This is a genomic window from Acinetobacter sp. ANC_7512 (assembly GCF_056779935.1).
Map to the genome: position 1 here is coordinate 13,262 of NZ_JBWYIX010000015.1, position 22,261 is coordinate 35,522.

Here is a 22,261-nt window from a genome sequence, read left to right on the forward strand (position 1 = left end):
CTTTGAGTTTAAAAGGTGTTGTTTGAATCATGTGGTGTGAAATCTACAAATCTAGTAAGAAAGACGAAATGTATATTTACGTTGCGCGTCCTGAACAAGCGGAAAACCAAGAAGCTGTTGATCCGTTATCAGTATTATCTGATGCAATGAAAAATGCATTTGGCCGAGCGACATTTGTGATGTCACTGGAATTACATGCCGAACGCAAATTAGCGCGTGCAAATGTTTTACATGTGATGGATTCAATTCAGACGAAAGGATTCTTTTTACAATTGCCGCCTGAAGGATTGATCAATCCTAATGCGGTAGAGCCAGAGGGACTACGCGGTGCGTGATAATCAAGTTGGAGGATGGGATCAGTTTGTTTCAATGTTGGATTCAATTCCAGAATATAACATTGCAATTACCGTCTATATTCTCGGAACTTTGATTATTCTGTGGTGTTGGTACGGCATAGCGAAACGCCTACCTTCACCTTTAGGTGGAGTGACTTGGATTTTTGTGTTTGCTATTTTGGCAACACCAACGATTTCTGAAGGTCCTAATTCCGCCTTAGCACCTGCAACTTTTGGTTTGATCTTTGGGGTATTAACAAAAGATTCACCTTTGATCTGGTCTAATTTCTCATTGATTGCCTTTGTTATTGCTATAGGGTTATTGGCAGGTTATTTCTGGACTAAGTACGCTTCTAAACAAAAGAATCCGAGACACACATCGTCAGTGAAGACACCACCACTTTAATTATCCAAATAAAAAAATAAGGTTTCATTATGTCTGTTGATGCACATCAATTTACGGGTACAGATCAATATATCGCCACAGATAGTCTCAAGCTTGCTGTGAAGGCCGCTCGAGCGTTGCAAAAGCCTCTTTTGGTGAAGGGTGAGCCAGGTACAGGTAAAACATTATTGGCTGAACAAGTTGCTGATAGCCTGGGTTTAAAACTGATTACTTGGCATATCAAATCAACGACGAAGGCTCAACAAGGTCTTTATGAATACGATGCCGTTTCAAGATTACGCGATAGTCAATTGGGTGATGAGCGTGTTTATGATATTAAAAACTATATTAAACCAGGTAAATTGTGGGAAGCATTTACCTCTGAAGAACGTTGCGTTTTATTAATTGATGAGATTGATAAAGCAGATATCGAGTTCCCAAATGATTTGCTTCATGAACTAGACAAAATGTCATTCTTTGTTTATGAAACTGGTGAAACAATTACTGCAACACAGCGTCCAATTGTGATCATCACTTCAAATAATGAAAAAGAACTTCCTGATGCTTTTTTACGCCGTTGTTTCTTTCATTATATTGAATTCCCAGATGAACAGACCATGCGTGAAATTATTGCAGTTCATTTTCCAAGAATTTCAACGACATTGGTCAGTGAGGCACTTCAGGTCTTCTTTAAGCTTCGCCAAATACCTGGTCTTAAGAAGCCACCTTCAACTTCTGAATTAATTGATTGGTTAAGCTTATTGATGGCTGATGATATGCCTGAAGATATTTTAAGAAACCATGATAAGTCAAAAGCAATTCCACCGCTGTATGGTGCGCTCATCAAAAATGAGCAAGATGTGCAGCTACTTGAGCGCCTCGCATTTATGACTCGTCGATAGGTGATACTATGTTCGTAAGACTGTTTTACACCTTGCGAAAATACGGAATCCCCGTAACGACGCGCGAGCTGATTGATTTAAATCAAGCAATTAGTCTAGGGTTGGTTTTTGCAGATCAAGATGATTTTTATCAGCTTGTGAAGACAGTCATGGTCAAGGATGAGCGTTACTTCGATAAGTATGATCGTGCTATGAAGGATTATTTTCAGGGCATTCAAACCTTTGATGTAGATGATTTACTCAGTAAAGTTAATCAACTTCCTAAAGAATGGTTTGATTTAGAACTCCTTGAAAAACACTTAACGCCAGAGCAACGTGAAGCACTACAAAGAGCAGGTTCTTTAGAAGAGCTCATGAAAATGCTGGAAGAGCGTTTGCGTGAGCAACATAAAAAACACCAAGGTGGTAATCGTATGATTGGCACTGGTGGCACTTCACCGTTTGGAGCTTTTGGTGATCACCCAGAGGGGGTGAGAATTGGAGGGCCGGGACGTAAAAAATCTGCGGTGAAAGTGTGGGAACAACGTAAATACCAAAATCTTGATGATGATCAAATTTTGGGAACACGTCATATGCAAATGGCGTTGCGTCGTCTGAGAAAATTTGCGCGTCAAGGTGCTGAAGAAGAGCTTGATATAGATCAAACGATTCGCGAAACGGCTAAGCAGGGAATTCTTGATGTACAGATGGTGCCAGAGCGTCGTAATCGAATTAAAGTTTTGATGTTGTTCGATGTAGGCGGTTCTATGGATGCCTATATTGCACAATGTGAAAAACTGTTTAGTGCAGCCAAAACAGAATTTAAGACTTTAGAATATTTCTATTTCCATAACTGTCTTTATGATTACGTGTGGAAAGACAATCATCGCCGTACTTCGACAAAAATGAATACCTTAGATTTATTTAATACCTATGGTAAAGATTATCGAGTGATTGTTGTTGGTGATGCAAGTATGGCGCCATACGAATTAAAATCTGCTGGTGGTTCTGTCGAATACATGAATGAAGAGTCGGGTGAAATTTGGCTGCGTCGTTTGCGCCAGCATTATGAAAAGACGGCTTGGTTGAATCCTGAAACTGAGAATTACTGGCATTACACTCAAACGATAGGAATGATCAAAGAATTATTTGAAGATCATATGTATCCAATGACTTTAAAAGGCATTGAAGATATGACTAAATTCCTCTCGCGCTAACTTTTTTAAATTATATTCATCTAAAGGATCTTGATATGAGCTATCAAATCAATGGTGTGGCATTGCCAAATGCAGAAGGTTTTTTTGGTGAATATGGTGGTCAATTCATTCCACCTCATTTAAAAGCAGCAATGGATGAAATCAATGTTGCTTATGAAGAAATTCGTAAAACACCTGAATTTCAAAATGAGCTTTCAGAGCTCTTTGCGCATTATGTAGGTCGTCCAAGTCCTTTATTTCATGCCAAACGACTTTCAGAACAATTGGGCGGTGCTCAAATTTATCTGAAGCGTGAAGATTTGAACCATACAGGTGCGCATAAAATTAACCATTGTTTGGGTGAAGCTTTACTTGCTAAATACATGGGCAAGAAAAAAGTCATTGCTGAAACTGGGGCAGGTCAACATGGTGTCGCATTAGCCACCGCTTGTGCCTTGGTTGGTATCCCGTGTGAAATTCATATGGGTCAAGTTGATATTGAAAAAGAACATCCAAATGTCGTGAAAATGAAAATTTTGGGTGCGAATCTAATTTCAGTCACTCGTGGAACAGCAACATTAAAAGATGCTGTTGATAGTGCTTTCGAAGAGTATTTGAAAGACCCTGATAGCTTTATTTATGCCATCGGATCAGTCGTTGGTCCACATCCATTTCCTAAAATGGTGCGTGATTTCCAAGCAATTATCGGTGATGAAATTAAAGTTCAATCACAAGACAGATTTAATAAATATCCTGATTATATTGTTGCTTGTGTTGGCGGTGGCTCAAATGCAATGGGAGCATTCAGTGCATTCCTTAATGATGGTAGTGTGAAATTAATTGGTGTTGAACCAGCAGGACATGGTTTAGATACTGATCAACATTCGGCAACATTAACTTTAGGTAAACCAAGTCAACTTCATGGTATGGCGTGTTATGTGCTGGAAGATGAAAATGGCGAACCATTACCTGTGCATTCAATTGCTTCTGGATTAGATTATCCTGGTGTGGGGCCTCAACACAGTTTCTTAAAAGATATTGGTCGTGTTGAGTACTCAACAGCAACTGATGAAGAATGTCTGAATGCATTCATGACTCTATCTCGAGTTGAAGGGATTGTGCCTGCATTAGAAAGTTCACATGCTGTTGCTTGGGCGATACGCGAAGCTCCACAATTGTCCAAAGATACCATTGTTGTGGTGAATTTATCAGGTCGAGGTGATAAAGACTCGGACTATGTGGCAGAAAAATTAGGTTTAAATTAACACATAAAAAAACCAGCTTAGGCTGGTTTTTTTAATTACATTTCTGGTGGTTCTTCATTCAAAGGCGTAAGAATATTTTCAAAGGAGGAAATTTCAATTGGAATGAGCGGAGTTTCAATTGAAAGATCTTGAGCAAGTGTTTCAGTCGCTTGTTGAGCTTGTTGAGCTTGTTGAGCTTGTTGAGCTTGTTGAGCTTGTTGAGCTTGTTGAGCTTGTTGAGCTTGTTGAGCTTGAACCATGGTTTTCATAATTTCATCAGCTGGTGCACTTAGTTCGTGTGCTTTTTTGCTGTCATATTTGGTGGCAAGTTCTTTTAAAATTGCGTAAGACAAATAACTCGTAAATGCTGGATTCTCAGATTTAACCTTGGATGGAAGTAGAGAAACGCAAGCGGCATGAAATAAACCATGTTGTACGTATGTTGCATTGAATGCAGGATCTTTAGCTTTATCAGGATCACCTAAATAACCAATTTTGAAGCCAATTTCAGATGCAGCACAGGCATTGGTTACTTCAGAAGAGGGATTGCGATAGTCAGCATTTTTTTTGAAATATAGCACTTCTGCGATCGACATCATTTCATCTTGAATTTCTTTGAGTCGGCCATCTAAGTTTGGGACTGCAAAATAATTTTTTAACTTAAATAGCGTTACAGTGCCTTCGAGCCATTTTTGGGGTTGTTCTGTATAATTCAAATTTGTATAACAGGCAGAAGTTTGCAGGGCGGCTTCAACAAATTCTTTGTTTTTTCTTGGATTTTTCATATCTTGATCAGCCCCTAAATATCCCATTTTGTAGGCTTTTTCATAGGTATTACATGCAGGCGTGATGAGCGTCTTTTTTTGATATGTTTTTGCTTTTTTTAGCAGCTCTATTTGATTCTTTATCGTTGGTTCAAGTTCAGATGCATAAGTGGAAGCAGTTACAAATAAAGCGGTGTAACACAATAACTTTTTATACATCATTAGTCCTTAGGCAAAAAAATTCCATAATGTGATGACTTTACTAATGCTGTTTAAATAGTTCAATGACTCAATAAAAGAAAATAATTGTAAAAGATGACCAATTTCAATCTATTGTTCAAAATTGAGATCATGATTGAATTATCAAAAAAGCCCCCGAGATGGGAGCTTAGCTTTATCCTGAAATATACTGTTGAAGTTGTTCAATCAACACTTTTTGGTCTTCCATCGCGGCTTTAACTAAGTCACCAATAGATACAATTCCGACGAGTCTATCGTCTTCTAATACTGGCAGATGGCGAATATGACGTTCTGTCATTAAATCTAAACACTCATCTACGGTGTTGCTTTTGCTTACAGATAAAACCGTACCAGTCATAATTTCTGAGACTGTAGTTAAGTCGGATGTACGTTGCATAAGTGCAATTTTACGCGTGTAATCCCGTTCAGATAAAATTCCAACAAGTCTTTCATCTTGTACGACAACAACGGCACCAATACCTTTTGTTGCCATTAATGTGATTGCTTCTAAAACCGTAGCATCAGGTGTGATGGTAGAGATTTCTGAATTGTTTTTATTTTGTAGGACTTGAGCTACTGTTGTCATAAAGGTTCCTCTTGTTGGTTATTCGTCCATGTATAAGTTAATAACTGAAATCTTAAATCTTTACAATTGTTTTAGTGGAATTTTCTGCTAAATAGATGGGCTCAAATGATTTTGAAAAAATAGCATCTGCATGTGTGGAATAGTGAGCTTAAAGTGGCGATCTCGATGATTGCACAGGGCAGGTGTGACTTTTAGTCGCGTTAGGGTTGGGAGTAGTGAATTTTTAAAATCATCAGACGTTATTTTTCGAGGCTGATAGTGCGGCCAGTGAATTTTTGCATAATGTAAAGCCTGGACTGAGTTGAGCCAGAAGGGGAATATGTATTCTTGATTGATTGATCGAATGGCCCAACCTTGATGTTCTGGATTGTACAGTCCCCACAGTACTCCACAATACATCATGGTTTTAAGGATATTAACTTTGAGTAAAAAATGCTTTGAATTTGGTTGCAACTGTACAAAGGTGTTCATGATCGTTCGATGATTCATTACCAATGATGATAAGTTCAGTCTAATGATTTTTTCTTAAAGTTTAGTTGCATTAATTTAAAGTTTGGTAAGCAAATATGTAAATAAAAGAGCTAAAAAAACGCCACTAATGTGACGTTTATTTATGCTTGCATTGTGGCCATGTTTTGCCAATACTGTGCTTTCAAAGAATCACGTTCTACACGGAAACCTTGAAGATAGAGTTCAGCTAGAAACATCGCTGCTTTACCATGACCCGCACGTGCTGCATTCTCAAGTTCTGAAACTGCGTCTGTAAAATTCATTTCAAATTGAATGGTATTTACAGCATTTGAATACATATGTTCGAGGTCTTGTTGAGAGAATTGTTTAATCATATAAAACTCCTTATTCTAATTATGATTAGTACTACAGTTATAAAGACCTAAATTAGGTCAAAATGGAATATAACAAAGTAATATTAAACTAATATTACAATTTGCGTTAATTGTCAAATAAATTTTCAAGATAAATCTTTTAAAAAATACTTACATGATTAAACTTTAATCATTTTATATTGGGTTTATGATAAAACTGTAAATAACTATAAAGGAGAATGACTTATGACTAATACCATTGATGGTTTCACATTTGGCAATCCACCAGAGCCATCCGATATTATTGCGCTTGCACATCATCATAAAAAACAACTTGATGAAGCAATTTTTCATCAAGAAATCCATTTAGGTCACTACTGTTTAGAGCAGCGTAAACGTGTGCATGATTACACGCAGACGCTTGATCCTGCAGCGAAAGCTGAATTTTATCGCTACTATGACGGCGAATTAAAACGTATCGCCGTCATTGACGAAGAACACCCTGATGATGCTGAAGGTGGTTTGAGTGTTTTCACTATTTTTATTGTACTCGCGGTGATCGCTGCTATCTTATATTTTGGTGTTGTACAGAATGTTGTCTCTTAAAGGTGAATAAGCGCCATTTTTTGCATATTGGTTCTTGTTTAAATCAACGTTAACACTATATTTTTAAAGCATCTCGGATTACACTTAAGCTAATCCGAGGTTGTACATGCTCCATTTAAAAAAAATTTCGTCTGATCTTTTCTCACAATTAAATATTGAGCAGATTCAAAATGCTTGCATCATAGGCATTGTACTTTTTATTCTTATTGTCTCTAGTATTGCACTGAATCGTCCAATTAATTCAGCCCACTTTGAACAAGTTCAAGCGCTCGCGGCTCAAAATCGTTTAGAGCGAACGCATGAAATGGCAACTTTGTTACTTGCAAAACCTAAGATAAAAAATATTGAATTTTATCGTTTGCTGAATGCTTATCATATCGAGAATGCTCATATAAAAATTTATCCAGCGATTGAAAAGTTGGATTAGTTTTCAATCTCATTCAGATTGAGCCCAAGATTTTGATTCAGTATTTCTTCGATCTCCTTGGCAGTGACACGGTCAGAGACAGCAATAACAGTCATTTGATCGGGGTGTAAATGTTTTTGTATTGCATTTTGAATATCTTGGCGAGTTAATTTTCGAATCTGCTCCTGATACTCATTCAGATAATTGGAATTAAGTCCATAAAAACCAATTGATGCGATTTGGGCATTAATATTTGCATTGCTATTTAAGGTCATTGGAAAAGACCGAAGAATACTTTCTTTATTTTCTTTAAGCAAAGAGTCAGTAATTGGCTGTTTTTTGAAGTCAATGAATACTCGATGTGCGAGCTTTAAGCTTTCGAGCAATTGGTCTTGTTGTGTCGCATATCCAAAACTAAAAACGCCAGGTACCTGTGGTGTAGTCAGCGTACTCGATGCGCTATAGGTGAGTCCTCGTTTAACTCGTAACTCTTTTGATAAGATTGAATTAAAACTCCCACCACCAAACATTCTGTTGGCAACTTCCAAAGCGGCACGATCTGGATGTGCTCGTTCTAAAGATAAATGACCCAATAATGCATGTGCTTGTAGGCTTTCGCGTTTTAGTATTGAAATTTTAAAACCTGATTCACTAACGGGAGTTGGAAGGTCAGGTTGTCTTTGCCCTTGCGGTAAATTGATACTGATCAGTTCCGAGATCTGTTGAGCTTGATCTTGAGTGAGTTGTCCTGTAATTGCTATATTGGAATTTTGAGCGACAAGCAATCGATCTCTAAATTCTTTGAGTAATTCGGGCGTAATTTTTTTTAAACTACCTACTGTCCCAGCTGTTGGTTGAGCATATGGATGATCCCCATACAGCATACGGTACAGTTGTATTGACATTAGTCTGGATGGATTCTCTTGAAGTTGTTTTTGCCCAATTTGAGTATTACTGAGCGCGAGATTAATGCCTGATTGTTTGAAGGTGGCATGTTTGATTAAATGCAGTAGTAAGTTCAATGCAGCGTCAAATTTTTCAGGATCATTTAACACTCTTAGTCGGACAACAAACATATCGCGATAGGCATTGAAAGAATATTTGGCGCCTAATCCCTCAAATGTGGTGGTAATCTGTTTTGCACTGAGCTGATCTGTTCCTTCAAGCATAAGGCGAGCTGCCATATTGGATATACCGTAAAGTCCTTGACCAATGACTTCATCTCGTGCAGAACCAGCATTGAATGTAATTTGAATGTCGACCATTGGCAGATCATTCGTTTCGACAAATAAGGTTCGTACATTTAAAGAGTTTTTAAGTTCTTGAACAAAAGGCGCTTTATAATTTTGGGAAGATTTTGTGATCTCTTTTAAGCTTAACAAGTTTTTAATCGAGCTTAGACCACTGGGATCTTCTTCAATGATCTGTTCAATTGGTTCCGCTTCTATAAGTTCCTCTGCATGCGACAGTGAACTCAACATGGCACTAAACAACACACTCGTTAAAAATAGAGAAGACAAATAATTCATAAAACGCCTAGTTATTGTTTTTCTGTTCAGGATAAAGATGTAAAACGCTCAAATTGTCACGATTAAAATAAATATTGGCAATGCGTTGTAAATCATGCGGTGTGACTTTATCGAAGTAATCAGGGAGTTGATCAATCATGCGATAGTCTAGATCATTAATGCTGAGCAAACCAATGAGTCGAGCTTGCCCAATAATATCATCTTGGCTATACACTAAATTGGAAACGAAATTCGCCTTGACCCGATTGAGTTCTTTTTCATTCACTAATTCTGATTTGAATAAATCAAGTTCCTGCTGTATGCGTTTTTGCGCTTGCTCTAGACTGATACCTTCAGCTGGTATGGCAGAGATTAAAAATAGGCTATCCCCACGATTATATGGATCATAACTCACATTAATTGAGGTCAGAATTCGCTTATCTCGGATCAGTCTCTCTTGTAGGCGTGCTGAAATTCCGCCGTCCAATAGATTTTGAATAATGGTTAGAGCGTAGGCGTCTTGAGGATTTTTTGCTGTTTTAATGGAATTCACATTCCAAGACATAAATAAGTTGGGTACGTGTACAGCCTGATATTGCTCCATGAAGCGATATCCAATTCTTGAAAATTCAAGCACATCATTTCGTTCAGGAACTGATTTTTTGGGAATCTTATTAAAATATTTTTTGACATCTCGAATGGTTTGTTCAGGATCAACATCCCCAATAATGACTAAGGTTGCATTATTCGGTGCGTACCAAGTTTCGTACCATTGTTTTAAATCATTCAATTGAATGTTATTCAGATTTTTCATTAAGCCAATCACTGGTTGGCGATAGTGACTGGTCGGATATGCAATCCATTTAAATCTTTCAAAAGCAAGGTTTCGAGGATTATCCTCTGTTCGTTGCCGTCGTTCAGCCATCACGACTTTAATTTCGGGTTCGAAATCTTCTTGGCGCAGAACTAAATTTTGCATTCGATCCGCTTCTAACTCTAATGCCAGTGGAAGATATTTTTTAGGATAGAATTGATAGTAATTGGTGTAATTTGTGGATGTGAATGCATTGACACTACCACCATAAATTCGACTAAGGCGTGTAAATTCATCATTCGGTACTTTTTTAGTGCCTTTGAACATCATATGTTCTAGTACGTGTGAAATGCCGAGTAAATTCCCTGACTCGTCACTACTGCCGACGGCATACCAAATTTGGCTAATTACTACAGGTGCGCGGTGATCTTCTCTAATAATGACTCTTAAACCATTATCCAGTGTTGTTTCGACGGTGTTTCGAGAGAGTTGAGTAGTTTGCTGATTTGCAAATGCCATCATCGGTGCTGATGTAATAGCAGCAATGATGATTGTCTGTTTGAAAATGAGGTGCAGAGAGAATTTGAGCCGGCTGAGAGACACAATTAATCCGAATAATGACTTTAAAATTATTCTTGATGATGTCGTATATTTATTCAAGATTGAACTGTTGCAATTTGGTTGATCGTTTTAAAAGTAATTGCAGATCGTGAATTTAAAGCAATGTATGCTAAACTCCATTCTTTTAATCGCAATGCTTTTCAAGGAATCGGCATGCAAGAACAGCAAAATAAATTCTTGATTGATGCGGATATTGGTGATGACGATGTCACCTTACCGAGCCTCCCGGCCGTTAATGTGCCTATTATCGAAAACAATGAAGTAGAAAAGCTGGAAACGGTGCCGGCCGTTGAAGAAACAAAACCGAAAGGTGGTTTCTTCAGTCGTATGAAAGAAGGCTTATCAAAATCTCGTAAAAATTTAGCTGATGGAATGATGAACATTTTAGTCGGTGGTAAAGAGATTGATGATGAGCTGCTCGAAGAAGTTGAAGAGCAATTATTGGTCGCAGATATTGGGGTAGAGGCGACGAAAACAATTATTGCCAATTTGACTGAAAGAACTGCGCGTGGCGATTTGATCTACTCTCATTCTCTCTATAAAGCTCTTCAAGAAGAATTAGTTGCTTTATTAGCACCACGTGTCAAACCGTTACATATCGATCCGAATAAAAATCCCTATGTGATTTTGGTTGTGGGTGTAAATGGTGTAGGTAAGACAACCACGATTGGTAAACTCGCAAAACGATTGCAAGGTGAAGGTAAAAAAGTCATGCTCGCGGCAGGCGATACGTTCCGTGCTGCGGCGACTGAACAGCTACAAATTTGGGGTGAACGTAACGATATTCATGTCGTTGCACAAGGTCATGGTGCAGACAGTGCTTCTGTAATTTTTGATGCTTTTGAAAGTGCACGAGCGAAAGGGATCGATGTATTGATTGCAGATACCGCAGGGCGTTTGCATAACAAAGGTCACTTGATGGAAGAGCTCAAAAAAGTAAAACGTGTTATGCAGAAAATTGATGCGACTGCACCGCACGAAGTGATGCTTGTTGTGGATGCTGGCACAGGACAGAACGCGATTAACCAAGTTGAAATGTTTGATGAAGCTGTAGGTTTAACGGGTCTTACTATTACTAAATTGGATGGTACGGCAAAGGGTGGTGTGCTATTTAATATTGCGAGCCGTACACATGTGCCAATCCGATTTATTGGTGTAGGTGAAAAGATTGATGATTTGAGACCGTTCTCAGCAAAATCATTTGTCGCTGCATTATTCGATAACGAAAAATAATTATTCTTGGGTTAATTTAAAAAGCTCCTTATACGGAGCTTTTTTTATAAATACTTAAAATTCATAAAGTTATTCGAATATGAGAAAGCCGAATTTTTTGACTCAATACATTAAATACGCAATTTGTTCCAAAAATAGAACACTTTGTTATAAAGATAAGGCTGAAAAGGTTTCGTAATATGAATAAGATAGCATCATCGTTAGCACACAATGAATGTTAAAAATAAGGAATAAGTTATGTCTTTTCTAAATCAAATTAAAAATCGCCGTACCATCTATGCAATTGGTAAGAATGTTTCTTTAGACAATACTCAGATTGAAGAAACCATTAAAGAAGCGGTACGTCAAAGTCCATCGTCATTTAACTCACAGACATCACGTGTTGTAACACTTTTTGGTGAGTCACATGACAAATTTTGGAATATCGTTTTAGAAACTTTACGTAAAATTGTTCCTGCAGAAGCATTTGAGGGAACTCAAAATAAGATCAATAGCTTTAAAGCGGGTCATGCAACTGTATTGTTTTATGAAGATCAAGATACGGTGAAAGGTTTACAAGAGCAATTCCCACTTTATGCTGAGAATTTCCCAATCTGGTCTGAACATTCAACAGCTATTGCTCAATTTGCGGTTTGGACTGCATTGTCAGAAAAAAATATTGGAGCATCATTACAACATTACAATCCAATTGTGGATGAAGAAGTGGCTTCAACATTTGAAATTCCATCTTCTTGGAAACTTCGTGCTCAGCTTGTGCTCGGTTCAATCGAAGCGCCTGCAGGAGATAAAACGTTTATTGATGACGAAATTCGTTTTAAAACTTTTAATTAATCCAAATCATATAAAGGCACTTCGGTGCCTTTTTTTATGACGAGTTCTGTCATTAAATTGTCATCGCTTGGTAGCATAGTAGTCATATCTAACAATCTAATATTGAGTTATTTATGAAATTAAAAATTGCGTCTGCATTGATATTTACGGGTTTGAGCAGTCAAATTTTTGCAGCGGTGACCTTGGAGGTTCCAGAGGAAATGGTCGTAATTTCAGTGAATAATCAAGAGGTTAAATCAGGACTATTTAAATCAAAAAAACAATACCAAATTGATGCGAATCAACCTTTGGTGAATGTTCGATATAATCAATACTTTGAACTACCTTTAAATAATCATGAGATCGTAAAGTCGGATATTCTTACTTTGAAATTGCCAACCCTAGAGGATAATAAGTCATACAAATTGGATTTAATTCATCCACCACGAGATTTGGACCAAGCTAAAACATTCGCCAAAAATCCTCAATTGGCAATTTATAATCAAAATAATCAACTCATTTCAAATAATCTGATTGTTCAAATGACCTCGCAAAGTTTGCTAGGCGGTACGATCAATCAGATATTGCATAATGAGCCACAAGCTAGCCCAATGACCAAGTCAAGTTCATCATCAATAAATACTCAAACAGTGGAACAAGCTGACATTAAAAATACAAATTCAAATACTCATGATGGTCAGACGTTGATTGAAGTATGGAAAAATTCTTCAAAGCAGGAACGTCAAAAATTTATGACTTGGCTTGCAACGCAATAAAACATTTAATATTTCAAAACAGATATACAAAGCCCTCATAGAGGGCTTTTTTATAAATTAAGTGAACAGCCAAGTATAGTAACCATAAATCATCAATGGCCATGCTACAAATGGACTAAATAAATACTTCCATATCCAATAACGTGGTATAAACCCTACGCCATGGATAAATCCACCAGATATTCCAATCATAATCAGCATCATGGCACGATGACTGTAATTACCACTTGCATCCAACATCAGACTTGGGTGGATGAGTAATATGGTAGCGAGAGGCAATGCCATCAGAAATGAAATGATCATTGCGAATGAGTATTTACGTTTTTCAGAATTTGACATTGCAAGCTCACTCATTTCATTCACCATCTAAGTCTTGATGTTGTTCCATGTAAATGGCTGCAAGTACACTCGCGAAACATGCCATTAACACACCTAGTATCCATGCGAAGTACCACATAATTATCTCCTAACAGTGATTCGGTTTTAATACAGACTATGCGTGTGGTCTTGAATATGTTTCTTGGTGATCACACCCCACATTTTGTAGTAACACCAAGTGGTGTATGCCAAGATCAGCGGAACAAAAATACACGCAGCAACAGTCATTACTGAAAGCGTCATTTGGCTAGATACTGCATCCCACATCGTCAAGCTAATGTTTGGATGAATACTAGATGGCATCAGGAATGGGAATAGGGCAAAACCAGCAGTGAGAATTGTGCCAATCACAGCGAACGATGTACCCAGAAAGCTAAGTCCCGCTTTATTTTTAGACGATGCTAAAACCACAATTATTCCTCCGATAATCGCCATTACCGGTGCCATTATTGTGATTGGATAAATAGAATAATTGTTCATCCAGCCATGATTGGCATTAGTGAGTACTTCTTTAGCAAGTGGATTAGCTACACCATTCGTATCATAAGGTGTTACAAGCGTGTAGCCTTCGATATTGCCGAAATACAACCAAGCACCAGCGCCGAGAAAACAGATGAGAAAAAGAATACTCATATATCGTGTAGCTTGAGCAGAGCGTGTTCTTAATGCACCTTCAGTGCGTAGCATTAACCATGCACCACCATGAGCAGCAAGCATAGTCAAACTCACCAATCCACAGACCAAGGCAAATGGATTTAAAAGTGCAAAGAAGCTTCCTGTGTAAGTTGAACGAACAGTTTCATCAAGTGTAAAGGGTACACCAAGGAACATATTGCCAAATGCAACACCAAAAACGAGTGCTGGTACTGCTCCGCCAATGCATAAGCCCCAATCCCAAGCATTACGCCATTTAGTATTTTCGAGCTTAGAGCGATAGTCAAAACCAACAGGTCTAAGGAATAAAGCAAATAATACGAGTAACAGCGCCCAGTACATACCCGAGAAAGCTGTTGCATATACCATTGGCCAAGCTGCGAAAAGTGCACCACCCGCCGTAATAAACCACACCTGGTTTCCATCCCAATGTGGTGCAATCGTGTTGATAGCAGCACGACGCTCTTCATCGTCTTTACCGACGAACGGCATCAGAGCCATAGAGCCCATATCAAATCCATCAGTCAAAGCAAACCCAATAAGGAGGACGCCGACCAATACCCACCAAATGATTTTGAGAAGTTCATATTCAATCATGTTAAATCTCCTCAGTTGACTTATTGGCTGCTGCTAGTTTTTCGAAATGATACTTACCAGTATGTAAAGAGCTTGGTCCTAATCTTGAGAACTTGATCATTAAATACATTTCTATAATGAGTAGTACTGTATAGAAAGCAGCGAGTGCTAAAATTGAACCCCATACATCCGCTGAACTAATACTTGATGCAGATAGGTGTGTTGGTAAAACTTCACCAATAGTCCATGGTTGACGACCAACTTCAGCAACGTACCAACCTGTTTGAGCTGCAATCCATGGAAGTGGAAGGGCGATCAGTGCAAACTTGAGCAACCAAGTTTTATTTTCAGCATTACGTTTCATGACGGCATACGTTGCAAGAATGAACAACAAGAGCATTAAGAAACCTGACGCCACCATCGCTCTAAATGCCCAAAATAAACTTGGAACATGAGGGATAGTATCTAAAGCTGCAGACTTAATTTGTTGTTCAGTAGCATCAACTACAGTTGGTGTGTATTTCTTCAACAATAGACCATAACCCAAATCTTTTTGAGTCTCGTCAAATGCAGCTTTGAGTTCTGGTGATTGATCTCCAGCACGAAGTTGTTCAAGCTGTGCATAAGCGACCATGCCATTACGGATGCGTTGCTCATGTTGTGCGATTAAATCTTTGATCCCTGTGACTTGTTCAGTTGTAGAGCGAGTCGCAATTAAACCCATGACATATGGAATTTTCACAGCATAGTCTGTTGTTTGCGTCTCGGGATTGGGGATACCAAATAATGTGAATGCAGCTGGTGCTGGATGTGTATCCCATTCTGCTTCAATTGCAGCGAGTTTGGTTTTCTGAACATCACCTAATTCATATCCTGATTCATCACCCAGTAAAATTACGGATAATGTCGAAGCAAGACCGAAAATAGCAGCAATGGCAAATGAACGACGGGCAAAGGCCAAATCACGTTTTTTAAGTAGGTAATAACTTGAAATTGCCAATACAAAAATTGCACCAGTCACATAACCCGCAGAAACAGTATGGACAAATTTAACTTGTGCCACTGGGTTAAAGATTAGTGCGGCAAAATCTACCAGTTCCATACGCATGGTTTCATAGTTAAATGCGGCACCGACAGGGTTTTGCATCCAACCATTTGCAACCAAGATCCAAAGTGCTGACATATTAGAGCCTAAAGCCACTAACCATGTCACACATAAATGTTGGACTTTAGAAAGACGTTCCCAGCCGAAAAAGAATAAACCAATAAAAGTAGATTCTAAAAAGAAGGCCATTAATCCTTCGATTGCTAATGGTGCACCAAAAATGTCACCTACATAATGTGAGTAGTAAGCCCAGTTTGTACCAAACTGGAATTCCATCGTTAGTCCAGTGGTTACCCCTAAAGCAAAGTTGATCCCGAATAACTTACCCCAAAACTTGGTCATGTCTCGGTAAATCTCTTTGCCTGTAATGACATAGGTGGTTTCCATGATGGCAAGGATAAATGCCAAACCTAGAGTGAGGGGTACAAATATAAAGTGATACATTGCGGTCATTGCAAATTGAAACCGCGATAGATCGACCACGCTTTCAGAAATCATCAACGTGTCTCCTTCATTTTAAGTTCGCTGCCCGTAATTCGTTCAGCGACTTGATGGTCAAAGTTTTTGGGAATGGTAGGTGCATCAAACCAGATATTTTTAATCACGATAAGAATGATTACTTTGATAATAAGAATCAGAGTAATCTCTTTGATTAAATTTTTATTTAAACTTGAAGGTTTAATCATCATATTTAAATGCATTATTTGAATCTATTTTAATTATTATTATCTTTTTTTTATTTAAAATAAATACTTTATAGTCATAAATATTTTTAATATGAAAAATATAATAAAAACAGTTATTTATAATTTTTATTTTTAATAAAATTAAATCCTACTAAAATGGTTATATTAAAAAATAAAATAGACTAAAATACTTGGTATTAATGTTTTAATTCCAACTAAAATAATAGGATTATTGTTTTAAAGTTTATTAAATTAGTTGGTTTTAAGTCTGATTGAAATGGTTGGTTATAAGGATTTTATTAATTTTTATATAATCGTTGAGTTGGTTGGATTTAAATTTAATAGGCGTCACAAAATACCTTGAATGAACTATTTTCAAATCAAATGCATATAATTGAAGTGGGGTGTTAATAGCTCATTAATGCTGATCAACATTGAAAAGTTGATTTGTTTTTGCAATTTTTTTAGCAATAAAATGAGATCTTTTTGCACGGATCAGGAGGATTTGAGATTGAAATTCAAGTTCCCCAAACTCTGGTTCAACTTGTACATAATGTAATTGACCGAATTCATCGCGAACGCGTGCTTGAGCAGAGAAACCAGGTCGTGCATTACCACTAGAAACAGTTGCTAGTCGACCAAGCAAATTTGAGTGCTCTGATTTGTATTTGGGTTTGATTACTTGATCCAAACAATGAATCATAAATACCGTAAAGAAGATTGCGATAATTAAAGCGGGTAATAAAACATAGTACCAAGCTAGAAAGGTTTTCTGGCTTGCAAATACAATGAGCTGAAGAAAATATCCAGCAAAACTAAAATTGATCAGAAAAAAAACAAGAATGAGAACTTTGGAAAATTTAACTTGAAGCAAAGGAAGGCGAATAAGCCAATAAGGTGTTAATTTTTTTATAAATTGACTAGGTCTTAAGCCAACAAAATAGCCTAAGGTTTCAGCCATGCTGAGCATTAGCAATGCAAACACGCACATATGAAATGGCATTAAATCAATTTCCATTAAAAATGCCAGCATGTCCTTCACCTCATGACTTAAGATTCTAAGTAAATTCCACCATCAGAATGAACTTTAATCTCGACTTTTTCTAAAGATTCACCTTGGCATGGGCCTGAAATGCACACACCAGTTTCTACATCAAATAAAGCACCATGAGTAGAGCATTCAATGAACTCTTGATCCCGATCTAAGAATTGATTTTCAAGAAACTCGAGCTCAACTTGCAAATGTGGGCATACATTTTGATACGCATAGAAGCAACCATCTCGTTGCGTAATGAAAATGTTATCACCATTTTCAGTTTCAAAAGATCGAGATTCTCTTTCAGGAATGTCTTCAGTCATGCAAATTTTATTCATTTTATGCGACTTCTATTTGAAATTCTTTAAGAAGTTTAGCGTAATCAGCTACGTCTAAACGTGGACCAAATTGAGCAACCACTTGGCTTGAGATTAAAATAGCCAATTCAGTCGCTGTTTGTAAATCTTTACCAGCATTTAATGCATACAAAAATGCACCAGAGAAAGCATCACCAGCACCGTTCGTGTCTAAAGCAACAACTTTACGTCCTTTCACTTGAAGTTCAGTTGATTCCGTTGCTACAAGAGCGCCGTCTGCTCCAAGCGTAATAATGACGGTAGAGCTTAATTTTTTAAGTGCAGCAAGAGCATTTTGTAAGTCATCAGTTTGTGTATACATCAATGCTTCTTGTTCATTACAGAATAGAACATCTACACCATCATCTAATAATTCGTCCAAGCCTGTACGCGCATACTGCACCATAGCAGGATCAGAGAGCGTTAACGCAATTTTAACATTATTTGCTTTCGCAATTGCACGCGCTTGCTTCACGGCAGCTCGTGCCGTATCACTCGTAGAAAGGTAACCCTCTATATATAACCATTTAGCAGTTTTTAGCGCTTCAAAATCAATTTGTTCATTACTGAGTTCAGCTGTAATACCTAAGAAAGTATGCATGGTACGTTCTGAATCAGGACTGACCAAAACCATGCAAGTCCCAGTTACGCCTTCACTGATCGAACGTTCAGAGGTTTGTATTCCTGCATCATTTAGACCTTTTAAGTACAACGCTCCAAGATCATCATTGCCGACACGGCATCCATAAAACGCTTGACCACCTAAGGCACTAAAAGCCACTGTTGAGTTAGCTGCAGATCCCCCAGAGGCTTGACCTTTATATTCCTGAGAATTTTTTAAGTTTTGAAATAGACGGGCTTGAGTTTCCCCATCTGTAAGCTGCATAGTACCTTTTTGCAAATTTTGCTCTAAAAGAAATTCATCAGATACTTTGAATTCTTGGTCAATGAGGGCATTGCCAATCGCAAAAAGGTCAACTTTAGCCATGTCTAAATTCACATCACGAAAAAAGAAAAAGATTTTACACCAATGCGATTGAATTCAGTAGCGTATAGCTTGATTTTCAGGCTTTAACCCACATTTAATCGAAATGAATCATTTAATTCAGATATAGTTTTATTGATTTAGTTTTAATCTGACTATTTTACTCGGAAAATAGTTGGAGTTTGTTGTATAAATGATGAATTGTATTGAACTATCAGTATAATGATCTTTGTTAAAATTTATGTAAATTAAGGAGCACACATGACCGTAGATGTTACTGAAACCATTCAAAACACCGTTCATCCCGCGTTTCAGTTGGTACGTCAACATCATGTAGCCGCACTCGATATATTAGTTTCAGAATACCGTCATAAAGAAACTGACGCTGTGCATTTTCATCTAGCAACTGAACATGATGAAAATGTTTTTTTAGTTGCTTTCCGTACACAACCGATGGATTCAAAAGGCGAAGCACACATTCTTGAGCATACTGCATTATGTGGTTCTGAAAAATTTCCTGTACGTGATCCATTCTTTTTAATGATCCGTCGTTCTCTAAATACGTTTATGAACGCATTTACAGCTGCCGATTGGACAGCTTATCCATTTGCGACACAGAATAAAAAAGATTTCCAAAACTTACTTTCCGTCTATTTGGATGCAGCATTTGCAGCCAATTTAAACCCTTTGGATTTCGCTCAAGAAGGTATCCGAATTGAGTTGGAAAATGGTGAGCCTGTTTACAAGGGTGTGGTTTTTAATGAAATGAAAGGTGCAATGAGTTCACCTTCAGATCAGTTATATCACCAACTTGCTCATCATTTATTCCCTAAAACGACTTACCACTATAATTCAGGTGGTGATCCTAAGGATATTCCTGATTTAACTTACGAAGAGTTAGTCAGTTTCTATAAGTCACATTATCATCCAAGTAACGCTATTTTCATGACTTTTGGTAATCAATCTGCCTATGAGTTACAAGAGCAGTTTGAAACTTTAGCGTTATCTAAGTTTAAGAAAGGTCAAACCTTATATTCGACACCAGAACAGCGTCTAGAAGCACCTATTGAGGTGACAGAGACTTACGCGGTAGATGCTGAAGATTTGAAAGATAAAACCTACCATGTACTGGCATGGTTACTTCCTGAATCTAGTGATATTCAACTTCGTTTAGGCTTACGTTTGGCTGAAGGGATCTTATTGGAAGATTCTGCTTCACCATTACGTCACTATTTAGAAACGTGTGGTTATGCTCAATCTACAGGACCAATTTTAGGTCTTGATGATTCTAACTATGAAATGACTTTCTACTGCGGTATTCAAGGTTCAAATCCTGAACATGCAGAAACATTCAAAAACGGTGTGTTGAATGTGCTGAACGAGGTTGCCTCGAAGCCTGTAGATCAGTCATTGGTTGATGCGATTTTGCATCAAATTGAATTACACCAACGAGAAATTGGTGGAGATGGCACGCCTTATGGTCTAAGCCTCATCCTCAATGGTTTAAGCAGTGCAATTCATCATAATGATCCAATACATGTTTGGGACGTAGATTCGACCATTGAGCAAGTGAAAGAGCAGTTGAAAGACCCGATGTGGTTGCCTAATCTGATTAAGACCCATTTGATTGATAATCCGCATCGTGTACAGATGACGCTTGTACCAGATGCGAATAAGTCGAAATTAGAGGCTGAAGCAGAAAAACAGCGTTTAGCTGATATAGGCGCACGCTTAACAGATGATGAAAAAGCGGAAATTGTACGCCAGACTGAGGCATTAAATGAAAGACAGGCAACTCCTGATAACTTAGATTTATTGCCGAAAGTTGGTTTAGAAGATATTCCTGCCGAACTTCCAGTCGTTCAAGGTCAATTGAGAGAAATCATTTCTAATAACTTAGATACACCCTTGAACTTATACCATGCTGGTACTAACGGAATTTATTATCAACAAGTGATTATTCAAATTCCTGATCAAGTCGTGAAATCACCTTACTTTAACTTACTCTCCGTGCTCATGGGGGAGGTTGGTGCAGGTCAATATAATTATTTAGAATTACAGCAATTACAAACAGCGGTAAGTGGTGGCCTTGGTATGGGGGCATCTCTACGTAGTAAAGTTGATGATAAAGGTAAAATTAGCGCATTTTTAACGCTGACAACCAAATCGCTTGCCCACAAACTAGATACGATTCAATTGTTAAAACTGGCATTTGAGAAACTGCGTTTTGATGAAAAGGACCGTATTATTGAACTTTTACAACAGCGTAAGACGCGTTGGGCATCCCGTTTGTCTGGTTCTGGACATAGCTATGCCATGCAGATTGCTTCTCGTAATATGAGTGCATTGGCATTACGTGATTATAATAATACCGGCTTAGGTGCGCTTAATTGGCTGAGCGAGCTTGTTCAAAGCATTGAAACAGATGAACAAGCATATGCGAACCTCATTCAAGAGTTGCAAAATATTCACCGTTTGTTGTTACTCGCGCCTAAACAGTTCCTACTGGTCTGTGAAGAGCAACAGTCTGAACGTTTAATTGAAGAAATTCAAAATGTTTGGGATAAACTTGAAGTGAAGCGTGAGCCAGTGCATCTTGCTGAAGTTAATTTTGAACAAACGCAAAATGACGAAGCATGGCTGATTCAATCCAATGTCCAATTCTGTGCTTCTGCTTATCCAGCAGTTGAAGTTTCTCATCCGGATGCAGCACCGTTAATGGTGCTTGCGGCTTATCTACGAAATGGTTTCCTACACAGTGCAATCCGTGAAAAAGGAGGCGCTTATGGTGGTGGTGCAAGCTATGATGGCAATGCTTGTGCATTTAGATTCTATAGTTATCGTGATCCACGTTTAGCAGAAACTTTCCAAGATTTTGAAGCAAGTATTGATTGGTTATTGAATACTGAACAAAAACCACACCAACTTGAAGAGGCGATTCTGGGTCTTGTATCGAGCATGGATAAGCCAGGTTCTCCAGCAGGTGAAGCAATTACTGCATGTTATGCATTATTGCATGGACGCACGCCTCAATTCAGAAAAACTTTACGAGAGCGTTTGCTCAATGTAACGTTAGATGATCTAAAGCGTGTAGCAGAAACGTATTTAGTGAATCAAAAACCAACGAAGGCTGTTGTAGCACCAATGGCTAAAAAAGAGCAACTTGCAGAACTTGGGTTTTCAATAAAACAAGTGAATTAAAATTAAAAATGGGGCTTAGCCAATGCGAAATAGAATAAAACGTTCACCAATATGG

25 protein-coding genes are annotated in these 22,261 nt (G+C 37.9%); 11 read left to right on the forward strand and 14 right to left on the reverse strand.

Translation table 11 applies throughout. The annotated features are described in order from the left end of the window. The first annotated feature begins 29 nt into the window (after positions 1-29). From AC1M9H_RS13080 to trpB, 5 genes are read left to right on the forward strand one after another with little or no spacing between them, the layout of a single operon-like run. Complete coding sequence (locus tag AC1M9H_RS13080) at positions 30-335, forward strand: YcgL domain-containing protein (RefSeq protein ID WP_035266558.1); 306 nt, start codon at positions 30-32, stop codon at positions 333-335. 34 nt (positions 336-369) lie between these two features. Beyond that, positions 370-741, forward strand: a complete 372-nt coding sequence (locus tag AC1M9H_RS13085) for a hypothetical protein (protein ID WP_481610379.1) — start codon at positions 370-372, stop codon at positions 739-741. A 29-nt stretch (positions 742-770) separates the two neighbouring features. Beyond that, entirely contained in the window at positions 771-1,622 is an 852-nt protein-coding gene (locus tag AC1M9H_RS13090; protein ID WP_092768445.1) for an AAA family ATPase, read from the forward strand. A gap of 8 nt (positions 1,623-1,630) precedes the next feature. Then, complete coding sequence (locus AC1M9H_RS13095) at positions 1,631-2,818, forward strand: vWA domain-containing protein (protein WP_481593959.1); 1,188 nt, start codon at positions 1,631-1,633, stop codon at positions 2,816-2,818. A 35-nt stretch (positions 2,819-2,853) separates the two neighbouring features. Then, entirely contained in the window at positions 2,854-4,062 is a 1,209-nt protein-coding gene (gene trpB, locus AC1M9H_RS13100) for a tryptophan synthase subunit beta (RefSeq protein WP_481613555.1), read from the forward strand. A gap of 35 nt (positions 4,063-4,097) precedes the next feature. Here trpB and AC1M9H_RS13105 read toward each other — a convergent pair whose 3' ends face one another. The 4 genes from AC1M9H_RS13105 to AC1M9H_RS13120 all read right to left on the reverse strand — a co-directional run bounded on the left by AC1M9H_RS13105 (position 4,098) and on the right by AC1M9H_RS13120 (position 6,476). Continuing rightward, a complete protein-coding gene (locus AC1M9H_RS13105; RefSeq protein WP_481613556.1) occupies positions 4,098-5,027 on the reverse strand; it encodes a hypothetical protein in 930 nt (309 codons plus the stop codon). 172 nt (positions 5,028-5,199) lie between these two features. Continuing rightward, complete coding sequence (locus tag AC1M9H_RS13110) at positions 5,200-5,631, reverse strand: CBS domain-containing protein (protein ID WP_035266567.1); 432 nt, start codon at positions 5,629-5,631, stop codon at positions 5,200-5,202. Between the two features lie 87 nt (positions 5,632-5,718). Beyond that, the gene (locus tag AC1M9H_RS13115; RefSeq protein ID WP_481597989.1) at positions 5,719-6,102 is read right to left on the reverse strand and encodes a DUF2750 domain-containing protein; all 384 of its coding nucleotides are present in this window, start codon (positions 6,100-6,102) and stop codon (positions 5,719-5,721) included. A gap of 140 nt (positions 6,103-6,242) precedes the next feature. Continuing rightward, positions 6,243-6,476 carry an SEL1-like repeat protein gene (locus AC1M9H_RS13120; protein WP_035266572.1) on the reverse strand — a complete coding sequence of 78 codons (234 nt, stop codon included), beginning with the start codon at positions 6,474-6,476 and terminating at the stop codon, positions 6,243-6,245. A 225-nt stretch (positions 6,477-6,701) separates the two neighbouring features. Here AC1M9H_RS13120 and AC1M9H_RS13125 point away from each other — a divergent pair, with 225 nt between their 5' ends. Both AC1M9H_RS13125 and AC1M9H_RS13130 read left to right on the forward strand, forming a co-directional pair. Next, positions 6,702-7,061 (forward strand): hypothetical protein, encoded by a 360-nt coding sequence (locus tag AC1M9H_RS13125; protein ID WP_481587962.1) that lies wholly within the window; start codon positions 6,702-6,704, stop codon positions 7,059-7,061. Between the two features lie 106 nt (positions 7,062-7,167). Next, positions 7,168-7,488, forward strand: coding sequence for a hypothetical protein (locus tag AC1M9H_RS13130; protein ID WP_481613557.1), 321 nt, complete (start codon positions 7,168-7,170; stop codon positions 7,486-7,488). Here AC1M9H_RS13130 and AC1M9H_RS13135 read toward each other — a convergent pair. After that, on the reverse strand, positions 7,485-8,996 hold the full coding sequence (locus AC1M9H_RS13135) for a M16 family metallopeptidase (RefSeq protein ID WP_481613558.1): 1,512 nt from the start codon (positions 8,994-8,996) through the stop codon (positions 7,485-7,487). The genes AC1M9H_RS13130 and AC1M9H_RS13135 overlap by 4 nt on opposite strands. Before the next feature lie 7 nt (positions 8,997-9,003). Beyond that, positions 9,004-10,311 carry a M16 family metallopeptidase gene (locus AC1M9H_RS13140; protein WP_180028956.1) on the reverse strand — a complete coding sequence of 436 codons (1,308 nt, stop codon included), beginning with the start codon at positions 10,309-10,311 and terminating at the stop codon, positions 9,004-9,006. Positions 10,312-10,563: 252 nt separating this feature from the next. Between AC1M9H_RS13140 and ftsY the strand changes: the two genes are divergently transcribed. The 3 genes from ftsY to AC1M9H_RS13155 all read left to right on the forward strand — a co-directional run bounded on the left by ftsY (position 10,564) and on the right by AC1M9H_RS13155 (position 13,229). Continuing rightward, positions 10,564-11,643: a signal recognition particle-docking protein FtsY gene (gene ftsY / locus AC1M9H_RS13145; protein ID WP_035266635.1), complete on the forward strand. Its 1,080-nt coding sequence runs from the start codon at positions 10,564-10,566 to the stop codon at positions 11,641-11,643. A gap of 237 nt (positions 11,644-11,880) precedes the next feature. Continuing rightward, positions 11,881-12,474 carry a nitroreductase family protein gene (locus AC1M9H_RS13150; protein WP_481592290.1) on the forward strand — a complete coding sequence of 198 codons (594 nt, stop codon included), beginning with the start codon at positions 11,881-11,883 and terminating at the stop codon, positions 12,472-12,474. A gap of 113 nt (positions 12,475-12,587) precedes the next feature. Beyond that, entirely contained in the window at positions 12,588-13,229 is a 642-nt protein-coding gene (locus AC1M9H_RS13155; RefSeq protein WP_481613559.1) for a DUF2057 family protein, read from the forward strand. A 57-nt stretch (positions 13,230-13,286) separates the two neighbouring features. Here AC1M9H_RS13155 and AC1M9H_RS13160 read toward each other — a convergent pair whose 3' ends face one another. From AC1M9H_RS13160 to AC1M9H_RS13195, 8 genes are all read right to left on the reverse strand, one after another. Then, positions 13,287-13,583: a cyd operon YbgE family protein gene (locus AC1M9H_RS13160; RefSeq protein ID WP_092768427.1), complete on the reverse strand. Its 297-nt coding sequence runs from the start codon at positions 13,581-13,583 to the stop codon at positions 13,287-13,289. Between the two features lies 1 nt (position 13,584). After that, positions 13,585-13,686 (reverse strand): cytochrome bd-I oxidase subunit CydX, encoded by a 102-nt coding sequence (gene cydX, locus AC1M9H_RS13165; RefSeq protein ID WP_035266590.1) that lies wholly within the window; start codon positions 13,684-13,686, stop codon positions 13,585-13,587. Between the two features lie 26 nt (positions 13,687-13,712). Then, positions 13,713-14,858: a cytochrome d ubiquinol oxidase subunit II gene (gene cydB / locus AC1M9H_RS13170; protein WP_481613560.1), complete on the reverse strand. Its 1,146-nt coding sequence runs from the start codon at positions 14,856-14,858 to the stop codon at positions 13,713-13,715. A 1-nt stretch (position 14,859) separates the two neighbouring features. Continuing rightward, positions 14,860-16,440 (reverse strand): cytochrome ubiquinol oxidase subunit I, encoded by a 1,581-nt coding sequence (locus tag AC1M9H_RS13175; protein WP_035266593.1) that lies wholly within the window; start codon positions 16,438-16,440, stop codon positions 14,860-14,862. Then, the gene (gene cydP, locus AC1M9H_RS13180; protein WP_481587955.1) at positions 16,440-16,631 is read right to left on the reverse strand and encodes a cytochrome oxidase putative small subunit CydP; all 192 of its coding nucleotides are present in this window, start codon (positions 16,629-16,631) and stop codon (positions 16,440-16,442) included. The genes AC1M9H_RS13175 and cydP overlap by 1 nt, the downstream gene beginning before the upstream one ends. Before the next feature lie 415 nt (positions 16,632-17,046). Beyond that, complete coding sequence (locus AC1M9H_RS13185; RefSeq protein WP_035266601.1) at positions 17,047-17,661, reverse strand: OB-fold-containig protein; 615 nt, start codon at positions 17,659-17,661, stop codon at positions 17,047-17,049. A 17-nt stretch (positions 17,662-17,678) separates the two neighbouring features. Next, on the reverse strand, positions 17,679-17,987 hold the full coding sequence (locus AC1M9H_RS13190) for a Rieske (2Fe-2S) protein (RefSeq protein WP_171076765.1): 309 nt from the start codon (positions 17,985-17,987) through the stop codon (positions 17,679-17,681). A 16-nt stretch (positions 17,988-18,003) separates the two neighbouring features. Continuing rightward, positions 18,004-19,008 (reverse strand): adenosine kinase, encoded by a 1,005-nt coding sequence (locus AC1M9H_RS13195; RefSeq protein WP_481593950.1) that lies wholly within the window; start codon positions 19,006-19,008, stop codon positions 18,004-18,006. A gap of 258 nt (positions 19,009-19,266) precedes the next feature. Here AC1M9H_RS13195 and AC1M9H_RS13200 point away from each other — a divergent pair, with 258 nt between their 5' ends. Beyond that, on the forward strand, positions 19,267-22,206 hold the full coding sequence (locus AC1M9H_RS13200; RefSeq protein WP_481596585.1) for an insulinase family protein: 2,940 nt from the start codon (positions 19,267-19,269) through the stop codon (positions 22,204-22,206). The last annotated feature ends 55 nt before the right edge of the window (positions 22,207-22,261 follow it).

Coding starts and splice junctions, on each gene's coding strand:
- AC1M9H_RS13080 (WP_035266558.1), top strand. CDS start 30: ATGTGGTGTGAAATCTACAAATCTAGTAAGAAAGACGAAATGTATATT.
- AC1M9H_RS13085 (WP_481610379.1), top strand. CDS start 370: ATGTTGGATTCAATTCCAGAATATAACATTGCAATTACCGTCTATATT.
- AC1M9H_RS13090 (WP_092768445.1), top strand. CDS start 771: ATGTCTGTTGATGCACATCAATTTACGGGTACAGATCAATATATCGCC.
- AC1M9H_RS13095 (WP_481593959.1), top strand. CDS start 1,631: ATGTTCGTAAGACTGTTTTACACCTTGCGAAAATACGGAATCCCCGTA.
- trpB (WP_481613555.1), top strand. CDS start 2,854: ATGAGCTATCAAATCAATGGTGTGGCATTGCCAAATGCAGAAGGTTTT.
- AC1M9H_RS13105 (WP_481613556.1), bottom strand. CDS start 5,027: ATGATGTATAAAAAGTTATTGTGTTACACCGCTTTATTTGTAACTGCT.
- AC1M9H_RS13110 (WP_035266567.1), bottom strand. CDS start 5,631: ATGACAACAGTAGCTCAAGTCCTACAAAATAAAAACAATTCAGAAATC.
- AC1M9H_RS13115 (WP_481597989.1), bottom strand. CDS start 6,102: ATGAACACCTTTGTACAGTTGCAACCAAATTCAAAGCATTTTTTACTC.
- AC1M9H_RS13120 (WP_035266572.1), bottom strand. CDS start 6,476: ATGATTAAACAATTCTCTCAACAAGACCTCGAACATATGTATTCAAAT.
- AC1M9H_RS13125 (WP_481587962.1), top strand. CDS start 6,702: ATGACTAATACCATTGATGGTTTCACATTTGGCAATCCACCAGAGCCA.
- AC1M9H_RS13130 (WP_481613557.1), top strand. CDS start 7,168: ATGCTCCATTTAAAAAAAATTTCGTCTGATCTTTTCTCACAATTAAAT.
- AC1M9H_RS13135 (WP_481613558.1), bottom strand. CDS start 8,996: ATGAATTATTTGTCTTCTCTATTTTTAACGAGTGTGTTGTTTAGTGCC.
- AC1M9H_RS13140 (WP_180028956.1), bottom strand. CDS start 10,311: ATGATGGCATTTGCAAATCAGCAAACTACTCAACTCTCTCGAAACACC.
- ftsY (WP_035266635.1), top strand. CDS start 10,564: ATGCAAGAACAGCAAAATAAATTCTTGATTGATGCGGATATTGGTGAT.
- AC1M9H_RS13150 (WP_481592290.1), top strand. CDS start 11,881: ATGTCTTTTCTAAATCAAATTAAAAATCGCCGTACCATCTATGCAATT.
- AC1M9H_RS13155 (WP_481613559.1), top strand. CDS start 12,588: ATGAAATTAAAAATTGCGTCTGCATTGATATTTACGGGTTTGAGCAGT.
- AC1M9H_RS13160 (WP_092768427.1), bottom strand. CDS start 13,583: ATGAGTGAGCTTGCAATGTCAAATTCTGAAAAACGTAAATACTCATTC.
- cydX (WP_035266590.1), bottom strand. CDS start 13,686: ATGTGGTACTTCGCATGGATACTAGGTGTGTTAATGGCATGTTTCGCG.
- cydB (WP_481613560.1), bottom strand. CDS start 14,858: ATGATTGAATATGAACTTCTCAAAATCATTTGGTGGGTATTGGTCGGC.
- AC1M9H_RS13175 (WP_035266593.1), bottom strand. CDS start 16,440: ATGATTTCTGAAAGCGTGGTCGATCTATCGCGGTTTCAATTTGCAATG.
- cydP (WP_481587955.1), bottom strand. CDS start 16,631: ATGATGATTAAACCTTCAAGTTTAAATAAAAATTTAATCAAAGAGATT.
- AC1M9H_RS13185 (WP_035266601.1), bottom strand. CDS start 17,661: ATGCTGGCATTTTTAATGGAAATTGATTTAATGCCATTTCATATGTGC.
- AC1M9H_RS13190 (WP_171076765.1), bottom strand. CDS start 17,987: ATGACTGAAGACATTCCTGAAAGAGAATCTCGATCTTTTGAAACTGAA.
- AC1M9H_RS13195 (WP_481593950.1), bottom strand. CDS start 19,008: ATGGCTAAAGTTGACCTTTTTGCGATTGGCAATGCCCTCATTGACCAA.
- AC1M9H_RS13200 (WP_481596585.1), top strand. CDS start 19,267: ATGACCGTAGATGTTACTGAAACCATTCAAAACACCGTTCATCCCGCG.